This window comes from Mesorhizobium sp. Arg314, assembly GCF_053714275.1.
In genome coordinates, this window is sequence record NZ_JBSKBP010000005.1 from 163,066 (window position 1) to 180,144 (window position 17,079).

General features: G+C 64.5%; 15 protein-coding genes and 2 pseudogenes. 11 read left to right on the top strand and 6 right to left on the bottom strand.

Features of this window, described 5'->3' with window-relative positions; genetic code table 11:
* Positions 1 to 11 precede the first annotated feature (11 nt).
* The 4 genes from ACWGS9_RS07715 to ACWGS9_RS07730 all read right to left on the bottom strand — a co-directional run bounded on the left by ACWGS9_RS07715 (position 12) and on the right by ACWGS9_RS07730 (position 3,910).
* Complete coding sequence (locus tag ACWGS9_RS07715; protein WP_454504679.1) at positions 12 to 1,073, bottom strand: maleylacetate reductase; 1,062 nt, start codon at positions 1,071 to 1,073, stop codon at positions 12 to 14.
* A 17-nt stretch (positions 1,074 to 1,090) separates the two neighbouring features.
* Positions 1,091 to 1,378: a YciI family protein gene (locus ACWGS9_RS07720; protein ID WP_454504680.1), complete on the bottom strand. Its 288-nt coding sequence runs from the start codon at positions 1,376 to 1,378 to the stop codon at positions 1,091 to 1,093.
* A 281-nt stretch (positions 1,379 to 1,659) separates the two neighbouring features.
* Complete coding sequence (gene ftsZ, locus ACWGS9_RS07725; RefSeq protein WP_320309306.1) at positions 1,660 to 2,652, bottom strand: cell division protein FtsZ; 993 nt, start codon at positions 2,650 to 2,652, stop codon at positions 1,660 to 1,662.
* A 217-nt stretch (positions 2,653 to 2,869) separates the two neighbouring features.
* Complete coding sequence (locus ACWGS9_RS07730) at positions 2,870 to 3,910, bottom strand: proline racemase family protein (RefSeq protein WP_454504681.1); 1,041 nt, start codon at positions 3,908 to 3,910, stop codon at positions 2,870 to 2,872.
* Positions 3,911 to 4,004: 94 nt separating this feature from the next.
* Between ACWGS9_RS07730 and ACWGS9_RS07735 the strand changes: the two genes are divergently transcribed.
* A complete protein-coding gene (locus ACWGS9_RS07735; RefSeq protein ID WP_454504682.1) occupies positions 4,005 to 4,964 on the top strand; it encodes a dihydrodipicolinate synthase family protein in 960 nt (319 codons plus the stop codon).
* A gap of 110 nt (positions 4,965 to 5,074) precedes the next feature.
* On the opposite strand, the gene ACWGS9_RS07740 is transcribed toward ACWGS9_RS07735, so the two are convergent.
* Entirely contained in the window at positions 5,075 to 6,292 is a 1,218-nt protein-coding gene (locus ACWGS9_RS07740; protein ID WP_454504683.1) for an NAD(P)/FAD-dependent oxidoreductase, read from the bottom strand.
* Positions 6,293 to 6,419: 127 nt separating this feature from the next.
* On the bottom strand, positions 6,420 to 7,070 hold the full coding sequence (locus ACWGS9_RS07745; RefSeq protein WP_454504684.1) for an HpcH/HpaI aldolase family protein: 651 nt from the start codon (positions 7,068 to 7,070) through the stop codon (positions 6,420 to 6,422).
* A 138-nt stretch (positions 7,071 to 7,208) separates the two neighbouring features.
* Here ACWGS9_RS07745 and ACWGS9_RS07750 point away from each other — a divergent pair.
* The 10 genes and pseudogenes from ACWGS9_RS07750 to ACWGS9_RS07795 form a co-directional block, all read left to right on the top strand.
* Positions 7,209 to 7,388: pseudogene (locus ACWGS9_RS07750) on the top strand (NAD(P)-binding domain-containing protein); the annotation flags it as partial.
* A gap of 110 nt (positions 7,389 to 7,498) precedes the next feature.
* Complete coding sequence (locus ACWGS9_RS07755; RefSeq protein WP_454504685.1) at positions 7,499 to 8,311, top strand: shikimate dehydrogenase family protein; 813 nt, start codon at positions 7,499 to 7,501, stop codon at positions 8,309 to 8,311.
* Positions 8,304 to 9,110: an SDR family NAD(P)-dependent oxidoreductase gene (locus ACWGS9_RS07760; RefSeq protein ID WP_454504686.1), complete on the top strand. Its 807-nt coding sequence runs from the start codon at positions 8,304 to 8,306 to the stop codon at positions 9,108 to 9,110. The genes ACWGS9_RS07755 and ACWGS9_RS07760 overlap by 8 nt, the downstream gene beginning before the upstream one ends.
* Positions 9,111 to 9,120: 10 nt before the next feature.
* Positions 9,121 to 9,461: pseudogene (locus ACWGS9_RS07765) on the top strand (RidA family protein).
* 72 nt (positions 9,462 to 9,533) lie between these two features.
* Positions 9,534 to 10,322, top strand: coding sequence for a FadR/GntR family transcriptional regulator (locus ACWGS9_RS07770; RefSeq protein WP_454504687.1), 789 nt, complete (start codon positions 9,534 to 9,536; stop codon positions 10,320 to 10,322).
* A 282-nt stretch (positions 10,323 to 10,604) separates the two neighbouring features.
* The gene (locus tag ACWGS9_RS07775; protein WP_454504688.1) at positions 10,605 to 11,315 is read left to right on the top strand and encodes an SDR family oxidoreductase; all 711 of its coding nucleotides are present in this window, start codon (positions 10,605 to 10,607) and stop codon (positions 11,313 to 11,315) included.
* Positions 11,316 to 11,326: 11 nt separating this feature from the next.
* A complete protein-coding gene (locus tag ACWGS9_RS07780) occupies positions 11,327 to 12,076 on the top strand; it encodes an SDR family NAD(P)-dependent oxidoreductase (protein WP_454504689.1) in 750 nt (249 codons plus the stop codon).
* 82 nt (positions 12,077 to 12,158) lie between these two features.
* Positions 12,159 to 13,106 carry a LysR substrate-binding domain-containing protein gene (locus tag ACWGS9_RS07785; RefSeq protein WP_454504690.1) on the top strand — a complete coding sequence of 316 codons (948 nt, stop codon included), beginning with the start codon at positions 12,159 to 12,161 and terminating at the stop codon, positions 13,104 to 13,106.
* A 198-nt stretch (positions 13,107 to 13,304) separates the two neighbouring features.
* Positions 13,305 to 14,975: a thiamine pyrophosphate-binding protein gene (locus ACWGS9_RS07790; RefSeq protein WP_454504691.1), complete on the top strand. Its 1,671-nt coding sequence runs from the start codon at positions 13,305 to 13,307 to the stop codon at positions 14,973 to 14,975.
* Positions 14,972 to 17,068 carry a hydantoinase/oxoprolinase family protein gene (locus ACWGS9_RS07795; protein ID WP_454504692.1) on the top strand — a complete coding sequence of 699 codons (2,097 nt, stop codon included), beginning with the start codon at positions 14,972 to 14,974 and terminating at the stop codon, positions 17,066 to 17,068. Before ACWGS9_RS07790 ends, ACWGS9_RS07795 begins: the two co-directional genes overlap by 4 nt.
* Positions 17,069 to 17,079: the final 11 nt, after the last annotated feature.

Below are 17,079 nucleotides of genomic sequence, written 5' to 3' on the forward strand. Positions count from 1 at the left end.
TGTTCGGGTTCTCAGGCCTGCGGCGGTTCGCCGGCATAGGCGCGGGCGATAAGGCCCCGGATCGGTTCCCGCTCCAGCGACCGCGGGTTCCAGTAGGGATTGGCCAGCGCGCGGTCCGTCGCGATGTCGATCCGGTCGGGCGGCATGCCTATCTCCGACAGGGCGCGCCTGGCACCTATCCTGCCGGCGAGATCGTAGAAAGCTTTCGCAGGATCATCCGCCTTCAGCAAGGCCCGCAGCGTTTCCATGACGGCCGGAACGGCTGGGGCGTTGTAGGCCAGCGCATGCGGCAGCACGATCGTATGGGTCTCGGCGTGCGGCAGATCGAAACTGCCGCCGAGGGTATGGCAAAGCTTGTGGTGCAACGCCATGCCGACCGAGCCAAGGCAGATGCCGCAGAGCCAGGCGCCGTAGAGCGCCTCGGAGCGAGCATCGCGGTCATGCGGCTTCTCGGCGATGACCGGCAAGGCGCTCACCAATGCGCCGATGGCCTCGGTCGCCATGAGGTTGATCACGGGGTTGCTTTCCCTGGCATAGAGCGCCTCGACGGCATGGGCGATGGCGTTCATGCCGCTTGTTCCGGACAAGGAAACAGGAAGCGTCATCGTCAGGTCGACGTCGTAGATGACCACTTCCGGCAGCACCCTCGGGCTCGATTGGGTGACTTTCACGCCATCCTTCGTCTCGCCGAGGATCGGCGTCATTTCCGAGCCTGCATAGGTCGTCGGCATCACGATCTGCGGCAGGTCGGTGCGCAATGCGACCGCCTTGGCGAGGCCCGTCGTGGAGCCCCCGCCGACCGCAACCAGCCCGTCGGCCTTAAGCTCCGCCACGACCCGCAGGGCGTCCTCGGTCACGGAGACGGGCGTATGCATCGTCGCCCCGGCATAGACGCCGGCTGCTATGCTGCCGAGCGATCCGGCAAGGCGCCGGGCCTTGGTCTCCTGCGGCGGCGTTGCAATCACAAGCACGCGTTTCAGGCCCAGCCGGTCGATCTCCTCCGGCAGCCTTGCGATCGTGCCCGATCCGAAGACGACGCGTGCCGGCTGGCCGTTGTAGACGAAGCTTTTCATTTTGAGCCTCTCCCTCGTCAGCCGCGATTGTCGACGCGCAAAAGGAAGGGATTGATGCTGACGCTTTGCCAGACATTGGCGGCATTGAACGGGTCGGCGGCGTTGAACGCCTTCACCTCCCCGATGCTGTCCGCGGAAAAAACGAAGAGCGAGCCGATCATGGTTGTGCCGTCCGCCGCGACCAGCGGCCCGGAGATTACAGTCGCGACCGAACCAGCCGCAAGATAGGCCTTATGGGCATCGTAATTGGCGAGCCGGCGCGGAAGCGCATCGGCATGGTCGAGACAATGGACGGCAAAGAGCAAGATAAGTCCTCCCGGGCAAGCGCGACGCTTCAGCGAATGTTGCTAATCTACTCCTCGCCGGCGGAACTTAAATCGACTCCTGCCGAGCAGGTCGGTCAATTTGTCCAATATGGACAGACGCGATGACGGGATGCCGCGCCCTGACAGCTTGCGACCAAGAGGCGCGGAAGTGCGCTGGCCGACGGCATGTGGCCGTCCGGGATTTTATCCCCTGCCGGAAGCATGCATCGGCCGATGGCACCGCGCCATCGGGAACCGGCGCGGCCGAAATCGCGGCAGCTTCAGGCGATCCTCTGCTCGAACTGAGCTATTTCCGCGCTTTTTCGCAGACCCGTCGCGACGACCGACACGCGGAACTTGCCCGCCAATGCCTGGTCGAAGATGGCGCCGACGATGATGTCGGCATCGGCGTCGACTTCTTCCCTTATCCGTGTCGCCGCTTCATCGACCTCGAACAGCGTCATGTCCAATCCGCCGCAGATCGACACCAGCAGCCCCCTGGCGCCAGACATCGAGGCCTCGTCGAGGAGCGGATTGGCGATCGCCGCCTCGGCCGCGATCCTTGCACGCCCCTCTCCTGAGGCCTCGCCGGTTCCCATCATTGCCCGGCCCATGTCCCGCATCACCGACTTCACGTCGGCGAAATCGAGATTGATCAGGCCCTCTTTGACGATGAGATCCGTGATGCAGCCGACACCCGCATAGAGAACACGGTCCGCCATGGCGAAGGCGTCGGCGAACGTGGTCCGGGCGTCGGCAACCCTGAAGAGGTTCTGGTTCGGGATGACGATCACGGTGTCGGCGCTTTCGCGAAGGCGCTCTATGCCTTCCTCCGCGGCCTGGGTCCTGCGCTTGCCTTCGAAGACGAAAGGCTTGGTGACGACGGCCACCGTCAAAATGCCGGCGTCGCGCGCGGCGCGCGCAATCACGGGCGCAGCGCCGGTCCCCGTGCCGCCGCCCATGCCGGCGGTGATGAAGCACATATGCGTTCCCGCCAGATGATCCATGATCTCGTCGATGGATTCCTCCGCGGCAGCACTTCCGACCTGGGGCAAGGATCCGGCGCCCAGGCCCTCGGTCACATGCGCGCCCAACTGGATCAGCCGCGACGACTTCGACATGGTAAGCGCCTGGGCGTCGGTGTTGGCCACGACGAACTCGACGCCCTGCAAGCCTTCGGCGATCATGTTGTTGACGGCGTTTCCGCCCGCGCCGCCGACCCCGATAACGGTGATCTTGGGCCTCATCTCCAGGATTTCCGGCTTGGCGGTCATTTTTTTCATCTTTCTACGAAAGCACCTGCTGCTCCGACGCACGATCATGCGGAACCGGAGCAACGAGCACACGAATCAGGCGATCCCCACCAAGCGCAGGGAATCAGAGCAGGCGCCTCCCTGCAAGGTCCGCTGAGCATATGCAAGCGCGATGCCCTCGCTTGAGCTGAAAGCGTCTGGGCGCGTGAGTGACCCGGCGACGGCGTTGCAGAAACTTCTATTGCGTCACCGAGGTCGAGGTGCCCCAGGTGTCCGACAGCACGTAGCCTTGCGGATAAGGGTCCGTCGGATCGAGATAGTAATTGTGCTCGCCCGTAATCCAGGCCCGGCCGGTGATCTGCGGTACGATCGCCTTGCGACCGGCGATTTCGGTGAGCTCGAGTATCTTGCCGGTAAAGCGCGAGCCGATGATCGATTCATGGATCAGCACCTCGCCGGCCTTCATCAAGCCTCGGGCCTGCAGCACGGCCATGCGGGCCGAGGTGCCGGTTCCCGTCGGACTGCGGTCCGAGCGTCCGGGCGAGACGATGCAGGTGTTGCGCGTAACGTTGCCCGGCCCCTGGAACGGCATGGCGAACTGTACGATCGACACACCGCGCACATTGTCGAATTCCGGATGGACGACATCGAGCTGCTCGCGCGCGGCGCGTCGGACCTTTTCGCCGATGACGGCCAGTTCGCGGGCCTCGTCGGGTGTGACCGAGAAGCCGAGCGCCTTGGCATCGACGATCGCGTAGAACATGCCGCCATAGGCGATGTCGACTTTCAAGGTCCCGAGCCCTTCGACCTCGATATCCGCGTCGAGGCGTTCGGCGAAGGCAGGCGCGTTGCGCAGCGTGATCGACAGGCATTTGCCGTCGCGGCATTCGGCGCGCACCTCGATGACACCGCCCGGCATGTCGAGCTTGAAGCGCGTCTCGGGCTCTTGCATCGGCACCATGCCGGTCTCGAGCAGCACCGTGGCGACGCAGATCGTGTTGGAGCCGGACATTGGCGGGTATTCCGTCGGCTCCATGATGATCGCTCCCGCGGCGCAATCCTCGCGCGTCGCGGGCACCAGGAGGTTGACGTGTCGGGCAACGCTGCCGCGCGGCTCGCAGATCAGCATGCGCCTTATATGGTCGTGGTCGCGTTCCATCGTGATCATTTTTTCCATCATCGTGCGGCCTGCCGGCGGCAGCACGCCGCCCACGATGACGTCGCCGACCTCCCCCTCGGCATGGCAGCCGACGACGCGAATGCTGGCTTTGGTACGCATGGTTACTCCCCGTGACCGCGACTATCCGCTTGGCAAGCGGTTCTTTGCGGGACAAACTGGCCAATCCGCGTGCCAGCCTCAAGGAGAATCCGAAATGACCGCCAATGTTTTTTCCGGCTGTATGCCGGCGCTGATGACGCCTTGCACCAATGACCGGCTTCCCGACTTCGACGCGCTGGTGCGCAAGGGTCGCGAGCTGATCGCCGCCGGCATGTCGGCTGTCGTCTATTGCGGCTCGATGGGCGACTGGCCGCTGCTGACCGACGCGCAGCGCATGGAGGGCGTCGAGCGCCTGGTCAAGGCCGGCGTGCCGGTGATCGTCGGCACCGGCGCGGTCAACACCGCCAGTGCCGTGGCGCACGCCGCGCACGCGCAAAAGGTCGGCGCACGGGGGCTGATGGTGATCCCGCGTGTGCTGTCCCGCGGGCCCTCGGTGACGGCGCAGCGCCACCACTTCAAGGCGATCCTTTCCGCCGCCCCCGACCTGCCGGCGGTCATCTACAACAGCCCCTATTACGGCTTCGCCACGCGCGCCGATCTCTTCTTCGCGCTGCGGGCCGAACATCCGAACCTTGTCGGCTTCAAGGAATTCGGCGGCCCGTCGGATCTGCGCTACGCGGCGGAAAACATCACCAGCCGCGACGATGAGGTCGCGCTGATGATCGGCGTCGACACCGCCGTCTTCCACGGTTTCGTCAATTGCGGGGCGTCGGGCGCCATCACCGGCATCGGCAACGTGCTGCCCAGGGAAGTGCTGCATCTGGTGGGTCTCAGCCAGGCGGCGGCGAAGGGCGATGCTGAAGCGCGTCGGCTCGCGCAGGAGCTGGATGCCGCGTTCGCCGTGCTGTCCTCCTTCGACGAGGGCCCGGACCTGGTGCTCTATTTCAAGCACATGATGGTGCTCAAGGGTGACCCGGAGTACAGGCTGCACTTCAACGAGACCGATGCGCTGAGCGACAGCCAGCGCGGCTATGCCGAGCAGCAGCTCAGGCTGTTCGACACCTGGTACGCCCAGTGGTCAAGGCAGCCCGTGATGGCGAGATACGCGGCCTGAGCCGCCGATTCGAGGCCGCCGACCCGCTCGAACCCGGCGGCGGCCTCGAAAATCCTTGTTCTTACGCAATTTCGAACGGGAAATCGCTGCGCACTTTTGCTGGAATTGCCCTAGATCACCGCTTCTTCGAGGAACGGCTCGTTGCGCGGGACGCGCTCGTAGCAGAAGGGCGACAGGTCAAGCGTCTGGAAGGCGCCATGAACAATCAGCTCCGACACCGCCCGGCCGACAGCCGGCGACTGTTGCAGGCCATGGCCCGAGAAGCCATTGGCGAACATGAAGTTCGTCACCGCGGGGTGGAAGCCGACAATGCCGTTGTGGTCGAGCATGTTGTATTCGTAATGGCCGGTCCAGCTGGTTTGCACCTTCAGCGCGTCGAAAGCCGGAATACGGTGCCATAGCGCCGGCCAGATATAGTCGTCGAACTCCTCGAAATGCATTTCGAAATCGTCGTAATCGGCCGGTCCATCGCGCTGCGGCGTGTTGCCGGTGAGGAAAAGGTCACCTTCCGGGCGCACGAAGGTGCCGGAAAGGTCGATGACATTGGGCATCCGTCCCGGGATCGGATTGGCGCTGGCGAAGACGAAGCTGTAGCGCTTGTAGGGCGCGACCGGGATAGAGAGGCCGGCCATGCCGGCCACCTGCTGCGCTCTCGGGCCGGCGGCGTTGACCAGCGTACCGCAAGAAACCGTCTCGCCCGTCCCGAGGCGGGCGGAGACCACCCGCCCATCGACCACATCCAATCCGGTCACCGCATTGTCGATATATTCGACGCCGCTGCCACGTGCGGCGCGGCGGAACCCGTTGAGCATGCCCATGGAATCGAACCAGCCCTCCTCACGGGAACCCCAGGAGCCGCCGCCGAGATCATCGACGTTCAGCCATCGGAAGCGTTCCTTCAGCGCGCCTGGTTCGAGGAAGACGGTGTGGGCACCGAGGCTGCGCTGCAGATCGACCCGTTCCTTGGCCGCTTCCACGCCTTCGGGCGAGCAGCAATAGAGATATCCGTGCTCCTTGAAGCCGAGATCGGGGGCAGGCTCGTCCTTGTAGAACGGCGCCATTCGCTCCTGGAAGCCGCGGATGATCTCGATGCCGAACTGGCTGATCTTCACATTGATCGGATTGGAATATTGCTGGCGGATGGCGCTGGTGGACAGCGCCGTCGAGGAAAACTCGTAGCTTGAGTCGCGTTCGACCACGAGGATCGAGGTGCCGCTGCCCAGCGCCTGGCTCAGCCAGTAGGCCGTCGATGAGCCGACGACGGCGCCGCCGACGATGACAATGTCATAGGCGCTGCGCAAAGGTGCCTTGTAAGGGGGGATAGCCACTTCTGTTCTCCGCTCTACTGGTTGAACGAGGCGATCAGAGCATCCGAGCCCCGCGCCAGCAGGCCGAGGTCCGACCCGACGGCGACCATCATGAAGCCGTCGGCGAGATAGCGGTCCGCGTCAGCCTTCATGGAGCCAGGATGCCGCTCGATTTGCCTGCAGAGGCAGCGGCCTTGTATACGGACGATATCGCTTCCTGCACATGCGCCGCACCTGGATTGCCCATCGCGCCCATATTCGTGGAAAGGTCACCCGGCCCGACGAACAGGACGTCTACGCTATCCACCGCTGCGATTTCGGCCGCATTGGCGACACCAGTCTCGTCCTCGATCTGAACGGCCAGAAGCCGCTGCTCGCGCGCCTTGGCGTGATAGCCGGCAATGCGACCGAATGCGTTGGCGCGGTGGCCGACCGAGAAGCCGCGGAAGCCGCCCGGAGCATAGGTTGCCGCGGCCACGATTGCGCGTGCCTGCTCGGCCGTCCGCACATTGGGGATCATCAGGCTGCGGGCGCCGATATCCAGCGCCTGCTTGATCAAATTGGCATCGTCCGACGGCAGGCGCACGACCGCCTCGCAGGGAAACGCCGCCGCGACCTGCAGCTGCGCCATGATGCTGCGCAGATCGTTCGGGCTGTGCTCGCCGTCGATCAGCAGCCAGCCCGCTCCGGAGCCAGCCACCACCTCGGTGGTCAGCGCCGAGGCCAGCGAGCACCAGATGCCGATGTGCGGCCGGCCGGCCTCGACGGCCGCCTTCAGCGAATTGACGCGCTCCTGCATTTTGCGATCGATCTCCGTGGAAAAGGTGGATTGAAATTTGTATGATGTCCTATATCATACGGCTCTCTTGAGCTGCAAGACGGCTCGAACCCCAAATGGGAGTTGCGCGTGAAAATCGGCTTCATCGGGCTGGGGGTCATGGGTGCGCCGATGGCGCGGCATCTCGCCGATGCCGGACATGAGATCGTCACTGTCCTGAACCTCTCCCCCTTGCCGGAAGACCTGAAAGCATCGGTCGTCGCCTCCCCGGCCGAAGTGGCGCGCGTCTCCGAGATCGTCATCACCATGCTGCCCGACACGCCCGATGTGGAGCGCGTGCCTGCTCGGCTCGAGCCCGAGCCGGTGGCGCGGAAGCCGACCATTCGTCGCTCGTGCGGGCCCTCGAAATCCTGAGTGATCACGAACTGTCAAACAGAAAGGAATAACCGATGCGCGGAACCGGCAAAGCCGACATCTTCGTCATGCTGGCCCATCCCGTGGGCCATGCGAAGAGCCCTGGGATATTCAACGAAATCTTCGAGCAGAAGGGACTCGACAGCCTGATGGTGCCGCTGAGCTGCCGTCCGGAAGATTTCGGCACTTTCTGGGCCGGCATCACGGCGGCCGAAAACATCAGGGGTGTGATCATCTCGGTGCCCTACAAGGTCCCGGTCTACCACAAATGCGCGGCGGCTCATGACCGTGCCGCGCGCGTGCAAAGCGCCAACTCGGTGCGCCGGCAGGCCGACGGGACCTGGTATGCCGACAATTTCGATGGCGTCGGCTTCATCGATGGGCTGAAGGCGGGCGGCCACCAGATCGCCGGCAAGCACATCCTCCAGGTCGGCGCCGGCGGCGCGGGCTCCTCCTTGACCTATTGCCTGGCCGAGGAAGGCGCGGCCGAGATTCGTCTCACCGATGTCGACAGGGACCGCGCGCAAAAGCTCGCTGTGCTGGTCAACAAGTCGTTCCCCAATTGCCGCATCGAGATTGGCGAGCCCGATCCGTCCGGCATGGATATGGCGATCAACGCCACGCCGGCCGGCCTCAAAGCCAGCGACCCGCTGCCGATGGATGTGAGCAAGCTGACCCCGAACATGACGGTGGTCGACATCATCATGGAGCCGGCCGAAACGGCACTGCTCAAGGCCGCGAAAGCGATCGGCTGCCACATCCAGCCCGGACGGCCGATGATGGACTTCCAGGTCGAGGCCATGGCCGAATTCTTCGACATCGAGCGCAAGGATCGCCGCAATGGCTGATGCGAAGACCGCCGTCGTCATCGGCGGCACGTCCGGCATCGGACGCGCAATGGCCGAACGCTTCGCCGAGGATGGCTATCAGGTGGTCGTCGCTGGCCGCGATGCCGTCCGAGGCAAGGAGACAGCCAGCGCCTGCGAGAGTGCAGGCGCGCCACGCGCCCTCTTCGTGCAGACCGATGTCGGCAACCCCGCCTCTGTCGAGGCTCTGGCTGCAGATGTCGTAGACGCGTTCGGCACACCCTACGTGGTGGTCAATTGCGCCGGCATCCTGCAGAGCGGCAAGCACGTGCTGGACCAGGATCTTGCCGAAGACGAGCGGATGTGGCGCATCAACTATCGCGGCACGCTGCTGGGCTGCCAGGTGTTCGGCCGGCTGATGTCGGCCGCCGGGCGCGGCGCGATCCTCAATGTCGGCTCGCTTGCCTCTTTCGCGCCGCTGTCGCTCCCGGCCTACACACCCGGAAAGCACGCGGTTCTGGCGCTCACGCAGATGCTGGCCGCCGAGCTCGGTCCGCACGGTGTTCGCGTCAATGCCGTGGCGCCCGGCTACACGCTATCGGACGGACTGAAAGCAAAGATCGAGAAGGGCGAGCGCAACCCGCAAGCCATACAGGCCACCACCGCGCTGCGCCGTTTCGTCGAGCCGCGCGATGTCGCCGAGGCGGCCTTGTTCCTCTGCTCCGTCCGCGCCGCGTCGATCACCGGCGTCACCCTTCCGGTCGATGCCGGCTGGCTCGTCCAGGCGCCTTACGCGCAATATTTGCAAGGCAATCCCATCCGCCAGAAACCGACAATCTGAGAGGCATCCCGTGAGCGATATCCAGCGCTTCGATTTCGACACCCGCATCCATCACGGCGTCATCCACAACGGCACGCTCTATTTGACCGGCCAGGTCGCTCGGCCCGGCCAGTCCGCGGCCGACCAGATGCGCGAGGTGCTCGGCAAGATCGATGCGCTGCTCGGCAAGGCCGGGACGGACAAGACCCGCATCCTTCACGTCCAGATGTGGCTGGACGATGTGCGCGATTTCGACGAGGTCAACACGGTGTGGGATGCCTGGATGCCCAAGGGCCGGCGCGCTCGTCCGGCGAGGGACGGATGGCCAAACCCGGAATGCTGGTCGAACTCATCGTCACGGCGGCGGTTTGAATGGTCTTGCCGGTTCGGGCATCATCCCGAATCTGAACTTGAACGGCCCGAATCTTGGACGGAAGCACGTAAATGACGAAGCGCAAGCCGCTTTCCACCGTGGTGGCGGAGAGCCTGGCCGAAAAGATCAGCTCCGGACAGTTGCAGCCTGGCGCGCAACTGCCGACCGAGGTAGAGCTTTGCGCCGAATACGATGTCAGCCGTACCGTCGTGCGCGAAGCGGTGGCGCGGCTGCGCTCGGAGGGCATGGTGGTGCCGCAGCAGGGCCGCGGCATGTTCGTCAGCGAAACGCCGGTGCCACGCAATTTCTCGATCCCCGACGAGGCTCTGCGTACCCTGCCGGAAACCATCGCCTTGCTCGAACTGAGATTGAGCGTCGAAGTGGAATCCGCCGGGCTCTGCGCCGAACGCCGCACTGACAAGCAAGCCAGCGATATCCGGGCGATGATGGATGACATCGACGCCCAGCAGGCGGACCCCGCCGCGGTCCAGATCCACTACGACTACGATTTCCATCTCGCGATCGCCAAGGCGGCGCGCAACGAATTCATCCACGGCTTCCTGAGTTATCTCGGGCCGATGATCGTGCCGCGTTTCCAACTCGGCTACGTGGTCGAGCCTGCTCTCAAGGACAGCTATTACGCGCGCATCCACAGCGAGCACAAAGCCATCGTCGACGCCATCGAAAGGCAGGATGGCGGCAAGGCCCGCCAAGCCATGCGCAAGCATTTGCAAAACAGCCTGGGACGCGTGCGCGCCCTGGCCAAAGCCTCCGGCGTCGAGGCGACGGACGCCGAGCAAAAGGCCGCCGCGGCCTCGCTCTTCACCAGGTTGAAGAAGCCGCTATCGACAGGCGGATAGGTTCGGCGACTTGCGATCCTGAGCGCCCAGGCCGAAAGCAGCCGGCCAAGCGGTTGCGAAAGCCATGTTTTTGCTCCGCTGGACGGCGGAACACCTTTCTTGGTGCTCCGAAGCTATTGTTTTTCTTTGATTTGTGGCTTCGGAAATCGCATAGGCAGCGTGGAACATTTCGAGCGTCGAAACAGCTTTTCGAAAGTTTATCTTTCCTTTTTGCTGCTTTTCTTGGTTTCGCGGCATCGGCCCAAGCCGCAGACTGAGCATCAAGCAATCAGGGAAGCCCAGGTGACGACAGCCTTCATCACAGGTGCAACGAGCGGCATAGGGCGCGCCATGGCGATCGCCTTGTGCGACGCCGGCTACGACGTGTACGCGGTTGGCCGCAGCAAGGCCGCGCTCAAAGAGCTGCAGGCCGAACGTCCCGGCATCGTGCCGATCGCCGTCGACGTCACCGACCGTGAAGCGCTGGAATCGGTGCTGGCGGATCTCACCATCGATGTGCTGATCAACAATGCCGGCATGATGCCGCCGCTCGGCAATTTCGCCGACATGAAGATCGCCGACATCGACACCACGCTGGAGGTGAACCTCAGCGCGGCGATCCTGCTCACCCGCCTCGTCGTACCAAAGATGCGCGAGCGGCAATCGGGGCATATCCTGTTCACCGGCTCGGTCGCGGGCCACGCGGCGTTTTCCAACATTGCCGTCTATTCGGCCACCAAGGCGGCGATCTCCGGCTTTGCCGCCGCGCTGCGCGCCGACCTCTCCCAGTTCGGCATACGCGTCACCGAGATCGTCGCCGGCCGCGTCGAGACGCAGCTCTACAAGGACATTCTCGACGTCGATGCGCGCGCGGCCATGTACGCCGCAAAAGTGGTGCAGCCGGATGACGTGGCCAGGATGGTCGTCGGCGTGCTCGCACTCCCTGCATGGGCCGACGTGACCCGTTTCGACATCATGCCGACATGGCCGACCTCGCCGAGCGGCACCAAGTAAGGAAAACTGGAATGAAAGACCTTTCCGTTCTGATCGTTGGCGGCGGCGCCGGCCTCGGCGCCCTTCTCGCCCGCATGGCCGTGGAAGCCGGGGCGGCAAAGATCGGCATCATCGACATCAACCAGCAAGCCGCCGAGGCTGCGCTCGAACCGGCGAAGGCCAAGGGCCTGCCGGTCGCGGCTGCGGCTTGCGATATCCAGGTCGGCCCTCAATGCCACGCCGCCTTCGACGCGATCGTAGCCAAGCTCGGACATGTCGACACGCTGATCAACTGCGCCGCGATCTATCCGCGCCGCCCGCTGCTCGACATCACCGACGCCGATTGGGACGCCTCCAACGGCATCAACATCAAGGGCACCTACCACATGATGGTGGCCGCGGTTCGCCACATGCAGGCGCAGGATCCGAAAGCCCATGTGCGCGGCCGCATCGTCAACCTGACTTCCGTCGACGCCTTCAAGGCGCATCCGCAGAACGCGCATTACGCGGCCACCAAGGCTGCCGTGGTCAGCCTGACGCGTTCCTTTGCCCATCACGTCGCCAAGGACGGCATCCTGGTGAATTCCGTCGCGCCCGCCGGCATGGCCACCGAGAAGGCAACGGCCCTCGGCTTCCTCGAGGAGCTTGCCAAGGCAAGCCCGCTCGGCCGTGGCGCCGAGCCGGCCGAAATCGCCGAATGGGTGCTCATGACCGGCGGACCCAAGAACACTTACATGACGGGTGAAAACGTCATCGTTTCAGGTGGTTACATCTACGCATAAACCAACTTCGTCAGCCGGGCGCGGCTGACATTGGGCAGTGCATGATCGACGGAGTCTCGAACGAAAGGAGGCGGAATTCACCATGACCGGCAAGCTTCGCCTTCCTTCGCTCAACGCGCTGCGCGTCTTCCACGCCGTTGTGCAGCACAAGAGCTTCCGGCAGGCCGCCGACGAGCTGCTGGTGACGCCGCAAGCGGTAGGACAGCAGATCAAGCTCCTGGAAGACACGCTCCAGGTCACGCTGTTCGAGCGCAAGGGCCGCTCGATCGAGCTGACCGAATCCGCCATTCTGCTCTCGCACTACGTCAAGGCAGGCTTCGACGAATTCTCCGAGGGCGTTCGGCGCGTCACCAAGTCGAATTACCGCGACCGGATCAACCTCAATGCGAGCCCGTATTTCGCCACGCACTATTTGCTGCCGCGGCTTTCGCTGTTCCGCGAGATCCTGCCGGGCGCCGATTTGCGCCTGACCACCATGGTCGACCTGCCGGACTTCGGGCGCGACGACATCGATATGACGGTGCAGTGGGGCTACGGCAACTGGCCCGACTACGAGACCACGCTTTTGGTGCCGGACCCGAAGATCATCTGCTGCACGCCGGCGATCGGCGAAAAGATCAAGTCGGCGCATGATCTGAAGCGCTTCACGCTGCTCGACACCGTCAAGTCGAAGCGCCTGTGGCCGGACATATTGCGACACCTTGGCGTCGAGCTGACGGATGGCGACCGCAGCATCAGCTTCGACGACGCGGCGACCATGCGCCGGGCGACCCTGCAAGGCATCGGCGTCGGCCTGGTTTCCGTCATCGACGCCGAGGAGGATTTCCGCTCCGGCGCGCTGATCGCGCCGATCGGCCGCGACGCCATTGCCGATATGAGGCCGGAGGAAGTCCCCGGTTTCTATCTCGTCGTCCCGCGCGGGCATCTGCGCGTGAAGGCGGTGGCTGCCCTGCATCGATGGCTGGCCCAGGAGGATTGGCGGAGCGACCTCAAGATCTCCTTGCCGAAACCGACCCCGCTTTCCGACTGAGAAGCCTCATGGCGCAGTTGAAGCGCGCATTCGATCCGCAGGCCACGATGAATCCCGGCGTTCGGGTGCGCGTGCGACAGTAAAGAAAAACTTTCGAATGAACCGTATTTCTTGATTTCGCACCGGCCCGCTGGGGTGCAGGTATAAATCCGAAAGGCAGCATCGTCCGCTTGCCGCCATTTGTAAGGATGTCGAAGCATGGTCCGCAATGGCGGTCGCCTTCTTGTCGAGTGCCTGATCGCCTTGGGCGCGACCAAGAGCTTCGGCGTTCCCGGTGAGAGCTATCTCGCCGTTCTCGACGCGCTGCACGACACGCATGGCAAGCTGGACTATGTGCTCTGCCGCAACGAAGGCGGCGCGTCGTTCATGGCCTCCGCCTACGGCAAGCTCACCGGCACGCCGGGCATCTGCTTCGTCACCCGCGGCCCCGGCGTGACCAATGCCAGCATCGGCGTGCATACCGCGATGCAGGACAGTTCGCCGATGATCCTGTTCGTCGGCCAGGTCGGCACCGACATGAAGGGGCGCGAAGCCTTCCAGGAAATCGACTACCGCGCAGTGTACGGAACCGTCGCCAAGTGGGCGGTCGAGGTCGATGACGTCGCGCGGCTCCCCGAGATCGTGGCGCGCGCCTGGACCACCGCCTTGACCGGAAGGCCCGGTCCAGTCGTGGTCGCACTGCCGGAAGACATGCTGACAACGGTGACCGAGGCCGCACCACTCGGCGGCCCCGCGTCGATTTTCGAGGCCGCTCCGTCGCCGGACGCCATCGCATCGGCCCTCGATATGCTGGCGGCGGCCGAGAGGCCGGTGCTGCTCATGGGCGGCGCCAACTGGACGGCGGATGGTCGCGCCGCGCTCCAGGCTTTTGCCGAGGCTTCCGACATCCCGGTCGTCGCCGCCTTCCGTTATCAGGACCAGTTCGACAATCATTCGCAGGTCTTCGCCGGCGAGGCCGGCGTCGGCATGGTGCCGCATGTCAAGAACCTGATCCGCGATGCCGACGTGATCCTGGCGGTCAATGTCCGCTTCGGCGAGATGACTACGGACGGCTATACGCTGTTTTCCGTGCCCGAGCCGACCCAGAAGCTCATCCATGTCCACGGTTCCGACCGCGAGATCGGCAAGATCTATGTGCCGGCGATCGGCATCCATGCCGGCCCGAACGCCTTCGCCAAGGCGCTGACCGCGGTCAAGGGCGCCTGGGCCGGCTGGCGCGCGGCGGCGCGCAAGGCCTATGAGGGGACGTTCGCGGCGCCTGTGCAGCCTGGTCCTGTCGACATGGTCGCGGTCAGCGCCTGGCTGCGCGAGAACCTGCCGGCCGACGTCATCCTCACCAATGGCGCCGGCAATTTCACGGTATGGCCGAACAAGTTCTTCAAGTTCGGCCCGGAGGCCCGGCTGCTTGCTCCGCAATCCGGCGCCATGGGCTATGGCCTGCCGGCGGCGATCGCCGCCAAGGTCGCCTATCCGCAGCGCACGGTCGTCTGCTTTGCCGGCGACGGCGACTTCCAGATGAACTGCCAGGAACTCGGCACCGCCATGCAGGCGGGCGCGCAGCCGATCGTGCTGATCATCAATAACGGCATCTACGGCACGATCCGCGCGCACCAGGAACGCAACTATCCGGCCCGCGTTTCCGGAACCTCGCTCGAGAACCCGGACTTCGTGACGCTGGCAAGGGCCTATGGCTTTCACGCCGAGCGCGTCGAGACGACGCAGGATTTCGCGGCGGCGTTCCGGCGGGCGCTCAACTCCGCGACCGGCGCTGTCCTCGACATCGCCATATCGCCCGAAGCGCTCACACCCCGGCAGACCCTCTCCCAGATGCGCGACGCCGCGCTCGCTTCGCAGAAGGCCAAGGCATGACCTCCAGAACCGAAGACATCCGCCTCGGCGCCGACATCGGCGGCACCTTCACCGACATCGCCCTCGATGTCAGGGGAACGATGTTCTCCACCAAGGTGCTGACCAATTACGCGGCGCCGGAGCAGGCGATCCTCGATGGCATTGATGTGGTCGTCGGCGACGCCGGAATTTCGGCGGCCGAGATCGGCATCATCATCCATGGCACGACGCTCGCCACCAACGCGCTCATCGAGCGCCGGGGAGCCAAGACCGCGCTGGTCACGACGGATGGGTTCCGCGACGTGATCGAGATGCGAACGGAAAACCGTTTCGAGCAATATGATCTCAACCTGCAACTGCCGACGCCGCTGATCCCGCGCGAGGACCGCTTCACGGTCAAGGGCCGCATCGGCGCCGAGGGCCAGGAACTGCAGCCGCTCGACGAAGCCGCCCTCGAAGAGATCGCCGAGCGCATCGCGGCTGGGAGTTTCGGCTCGGTGGCGATCGGCTTCATCCATGCCTACGCCAATCCGGAGCACGAGCGCCGGGCACGCGAGATCCTGTCGCGCACGCTTAGCATCCCGATTTCGATCAGCGCCGAAGTCTCGCCGCAGATGCGCGAGTTCGAGCGTTTCAACACAGTCTGCGCCAACGCCTATGTGCGGCCGCAGATGGCCGACTATCTCGCCCGCCTGCAGACGCGCCTGAAGGACATGGGCGCCGAGTGCCCGGTTTTCATGATCCATTCGGGCGGCGGCCTGATCTCGGTGGAAACCGCTTCGGAATTCCCGGTGCGCCTGGTCGAATCCGGCCCGGCCGGCGGCGCCATCTTCGCCGCCGACATCGCCCGTCGTTTCGGCCTGGAAAAGGTCGTCTCCTATGACATGGGCGGAACCACCGCAAAAATCTGCCTGATCGAGGACTATGCGCCGCGCACCGCGCGGACCTTCGAAGTGGCGCGCACCTACCGCTTTTCCAAGGGCTCGGGCATGCCGATCTCCATTCCGGTGATCGAGATGATCGAGATCGGCGCCGGTGGCGGCTCCATCGCCTGGGTCGACGCCATGGGCCGGATCCAGACTGGACCCGAGAGCGCCGGATCGGAGCCGGGTCCCGCCTGCTACGGCCGCGGCGGCAAGCGTCCGGCAATCACAGACGCCGACCTCGTGCTCGGCAAGCTCGACCCCGACAATTTCGCCGGCGGCGCGATCAAGCTCGACACTGCCGCGTCGGAACAGGCCATCATGCGCGATGTGGGCGAGCGCCTGTCGCTCAACGCGATGTCGACCGCCTTCGGCATCTGCGAGGTGGTGGACGAGAACATGGCGAACGCCGCCCGCGTCCATGCCGTCGAGAACGGCAAGAACATCTCCGACAATCTGATGATCGCCTTTGGCGGCGCGGCGCCGCTTCACGCGGCAAGGCTCTGCGAAAAACTCGGCATCGACCAGTGCATCGTGCCGAGAGGCGCCGGCGTTGGATCGGCGATCGGCTTCCTCAAGGCTCCGTTCGGCTACGAGGCGCTGGCATCGAAGCTGACGCGCCTGTCGCGGTTCAAGCCGGCCGAAGTCAACGCCCTGTTGGCCGACCTCAAGGCATCCGCCGAGGGTTTTGTGCGCACCGGCGCCAGCGGCAGCATCGTCTGCGAGATCAACGCCTTCATGCGCTATGCCGGCCAGGGCTGGGAAATCCCGGTGCCGCTGGCGGACGAGCGGTTCGGCGACGATGCTGTCGCCAAGCTCAAGGAGTTGTTCGAGACCAACTACCAGCGCTTCTTCGGCCGCGCCATCGAAGGTCTGGACGGGCTGGAGATCGAGATCGTCACCTGGTCGGTGAAAGCCACCGATGTTCGTCCTGCCGTTACGAGACACGAACTGACCACGGGCAAGAAGTCGAACGAACCGACAACGACGCGTTCGGTTTTCGATCCGGCGACCGGCGCTCCGCAGACCTACGGCATTGTCGAGCGCGACACGCTTTGCGCCGGCGATCGCGTCTCAGGTCCGGTCGTCATCGTCGAGCGTGAGACCTCCACCGTCGTCACCACCAGCTTCGACGCCGTCATCCAGAGCGACGGCGCGATCCTCCTGATCCGCAAAGGCAGCCAGGCATGAGCGACCCAGGT

Bases quoted from the DNA above. Each gene is read 5' to 3' on its own strand.
- ACWGS9_RS07715 (WP_454504679.1), bottom strand. From the start codon at position 1,073: ATGAAAAGCTTCGTCTACAACGGCCAGCCGGCACGCGTCGTCTTCGGA.
- ftsZ (WP_320309306.1), bottom strand. From the start codon at position 2,652: ATGACCGCCAAGCCGGAAATCCTGGAGATGAGGCCCAAGATCACCGTT.
- ACWGS9_RS07730 (WP_454504681.1), bottom strand. From the start codon at position 3,910: ATGCGTACCAAAGCCAGCATTCGCGTCGTCGGCTGCCATGCCGAGGGG.
- ACWGS9_RS07735 (WP_454504682.1), top strand. From the start codon at position 4,005: ATGACCGCCAATGTTTTTTCCGGCTGTATGCCGGCGCTGATGACGCCT.
- ACWGS9_RS07745 (WP_454504684.1), bottom strand. From the start codon at position 7,070: ATGCAGGAGCGCGTCAATTCGCTGAAGGCGGCCGTCGAGGCCGGCCGG.
- ACWGS9_RS07755 (WP_454504685.1), top strand. From the start codon at position 7,499: ATGCGCGGAACCGGCAAAGCCGACATCTTCGTCATGCTGGCCCATCCC.
- ACWGS9_RS07760 (WP_454504686.1), top strand. From the start codon at position 8,304: ATGGCTGATGCGAAGACCGCCGTCGTCATCGGCGGCACGTCCGGCATC.
- ACWGS9_RS07770 (WP_454504687.1), top strand. From the start codon at position 9,534: ATGACGAAGCGCAAGCCGCTTTCCACCGTGGTGGCGGAGAGCCTGGCC.
- ACWGS9_RS07780 (WP_454504689.1), top strand. From the start codon at position 11,327: ATGAAAGACCTTTCCGTTCTGATCGTTGGCGGCGGCGCCGGCCTCGGC.
- ACWGS9_RS07785 (WP_454504690.1), top strand. From the start codon at position 12,159: ATGACCGGCAAGCTTCGCCTTCCTTCGCTCAACGCGCTGCGCGTCTTC.
- ACWGS9_RS07790 (WP_454504691.1), top strand. From the start codon at position 13,305: ATGGTCCGCAATGGCGGTCGCCTTCTTGTCGAGTGCCTGATCGCCTTG.
- ACWGS9_RS07795 (WP_454504692.1), top strand. From the start codon at position 14,972: ATGACCTCCAGAACCGAAGACATCCGCCTCGGCGCCGACATCGGCGGC.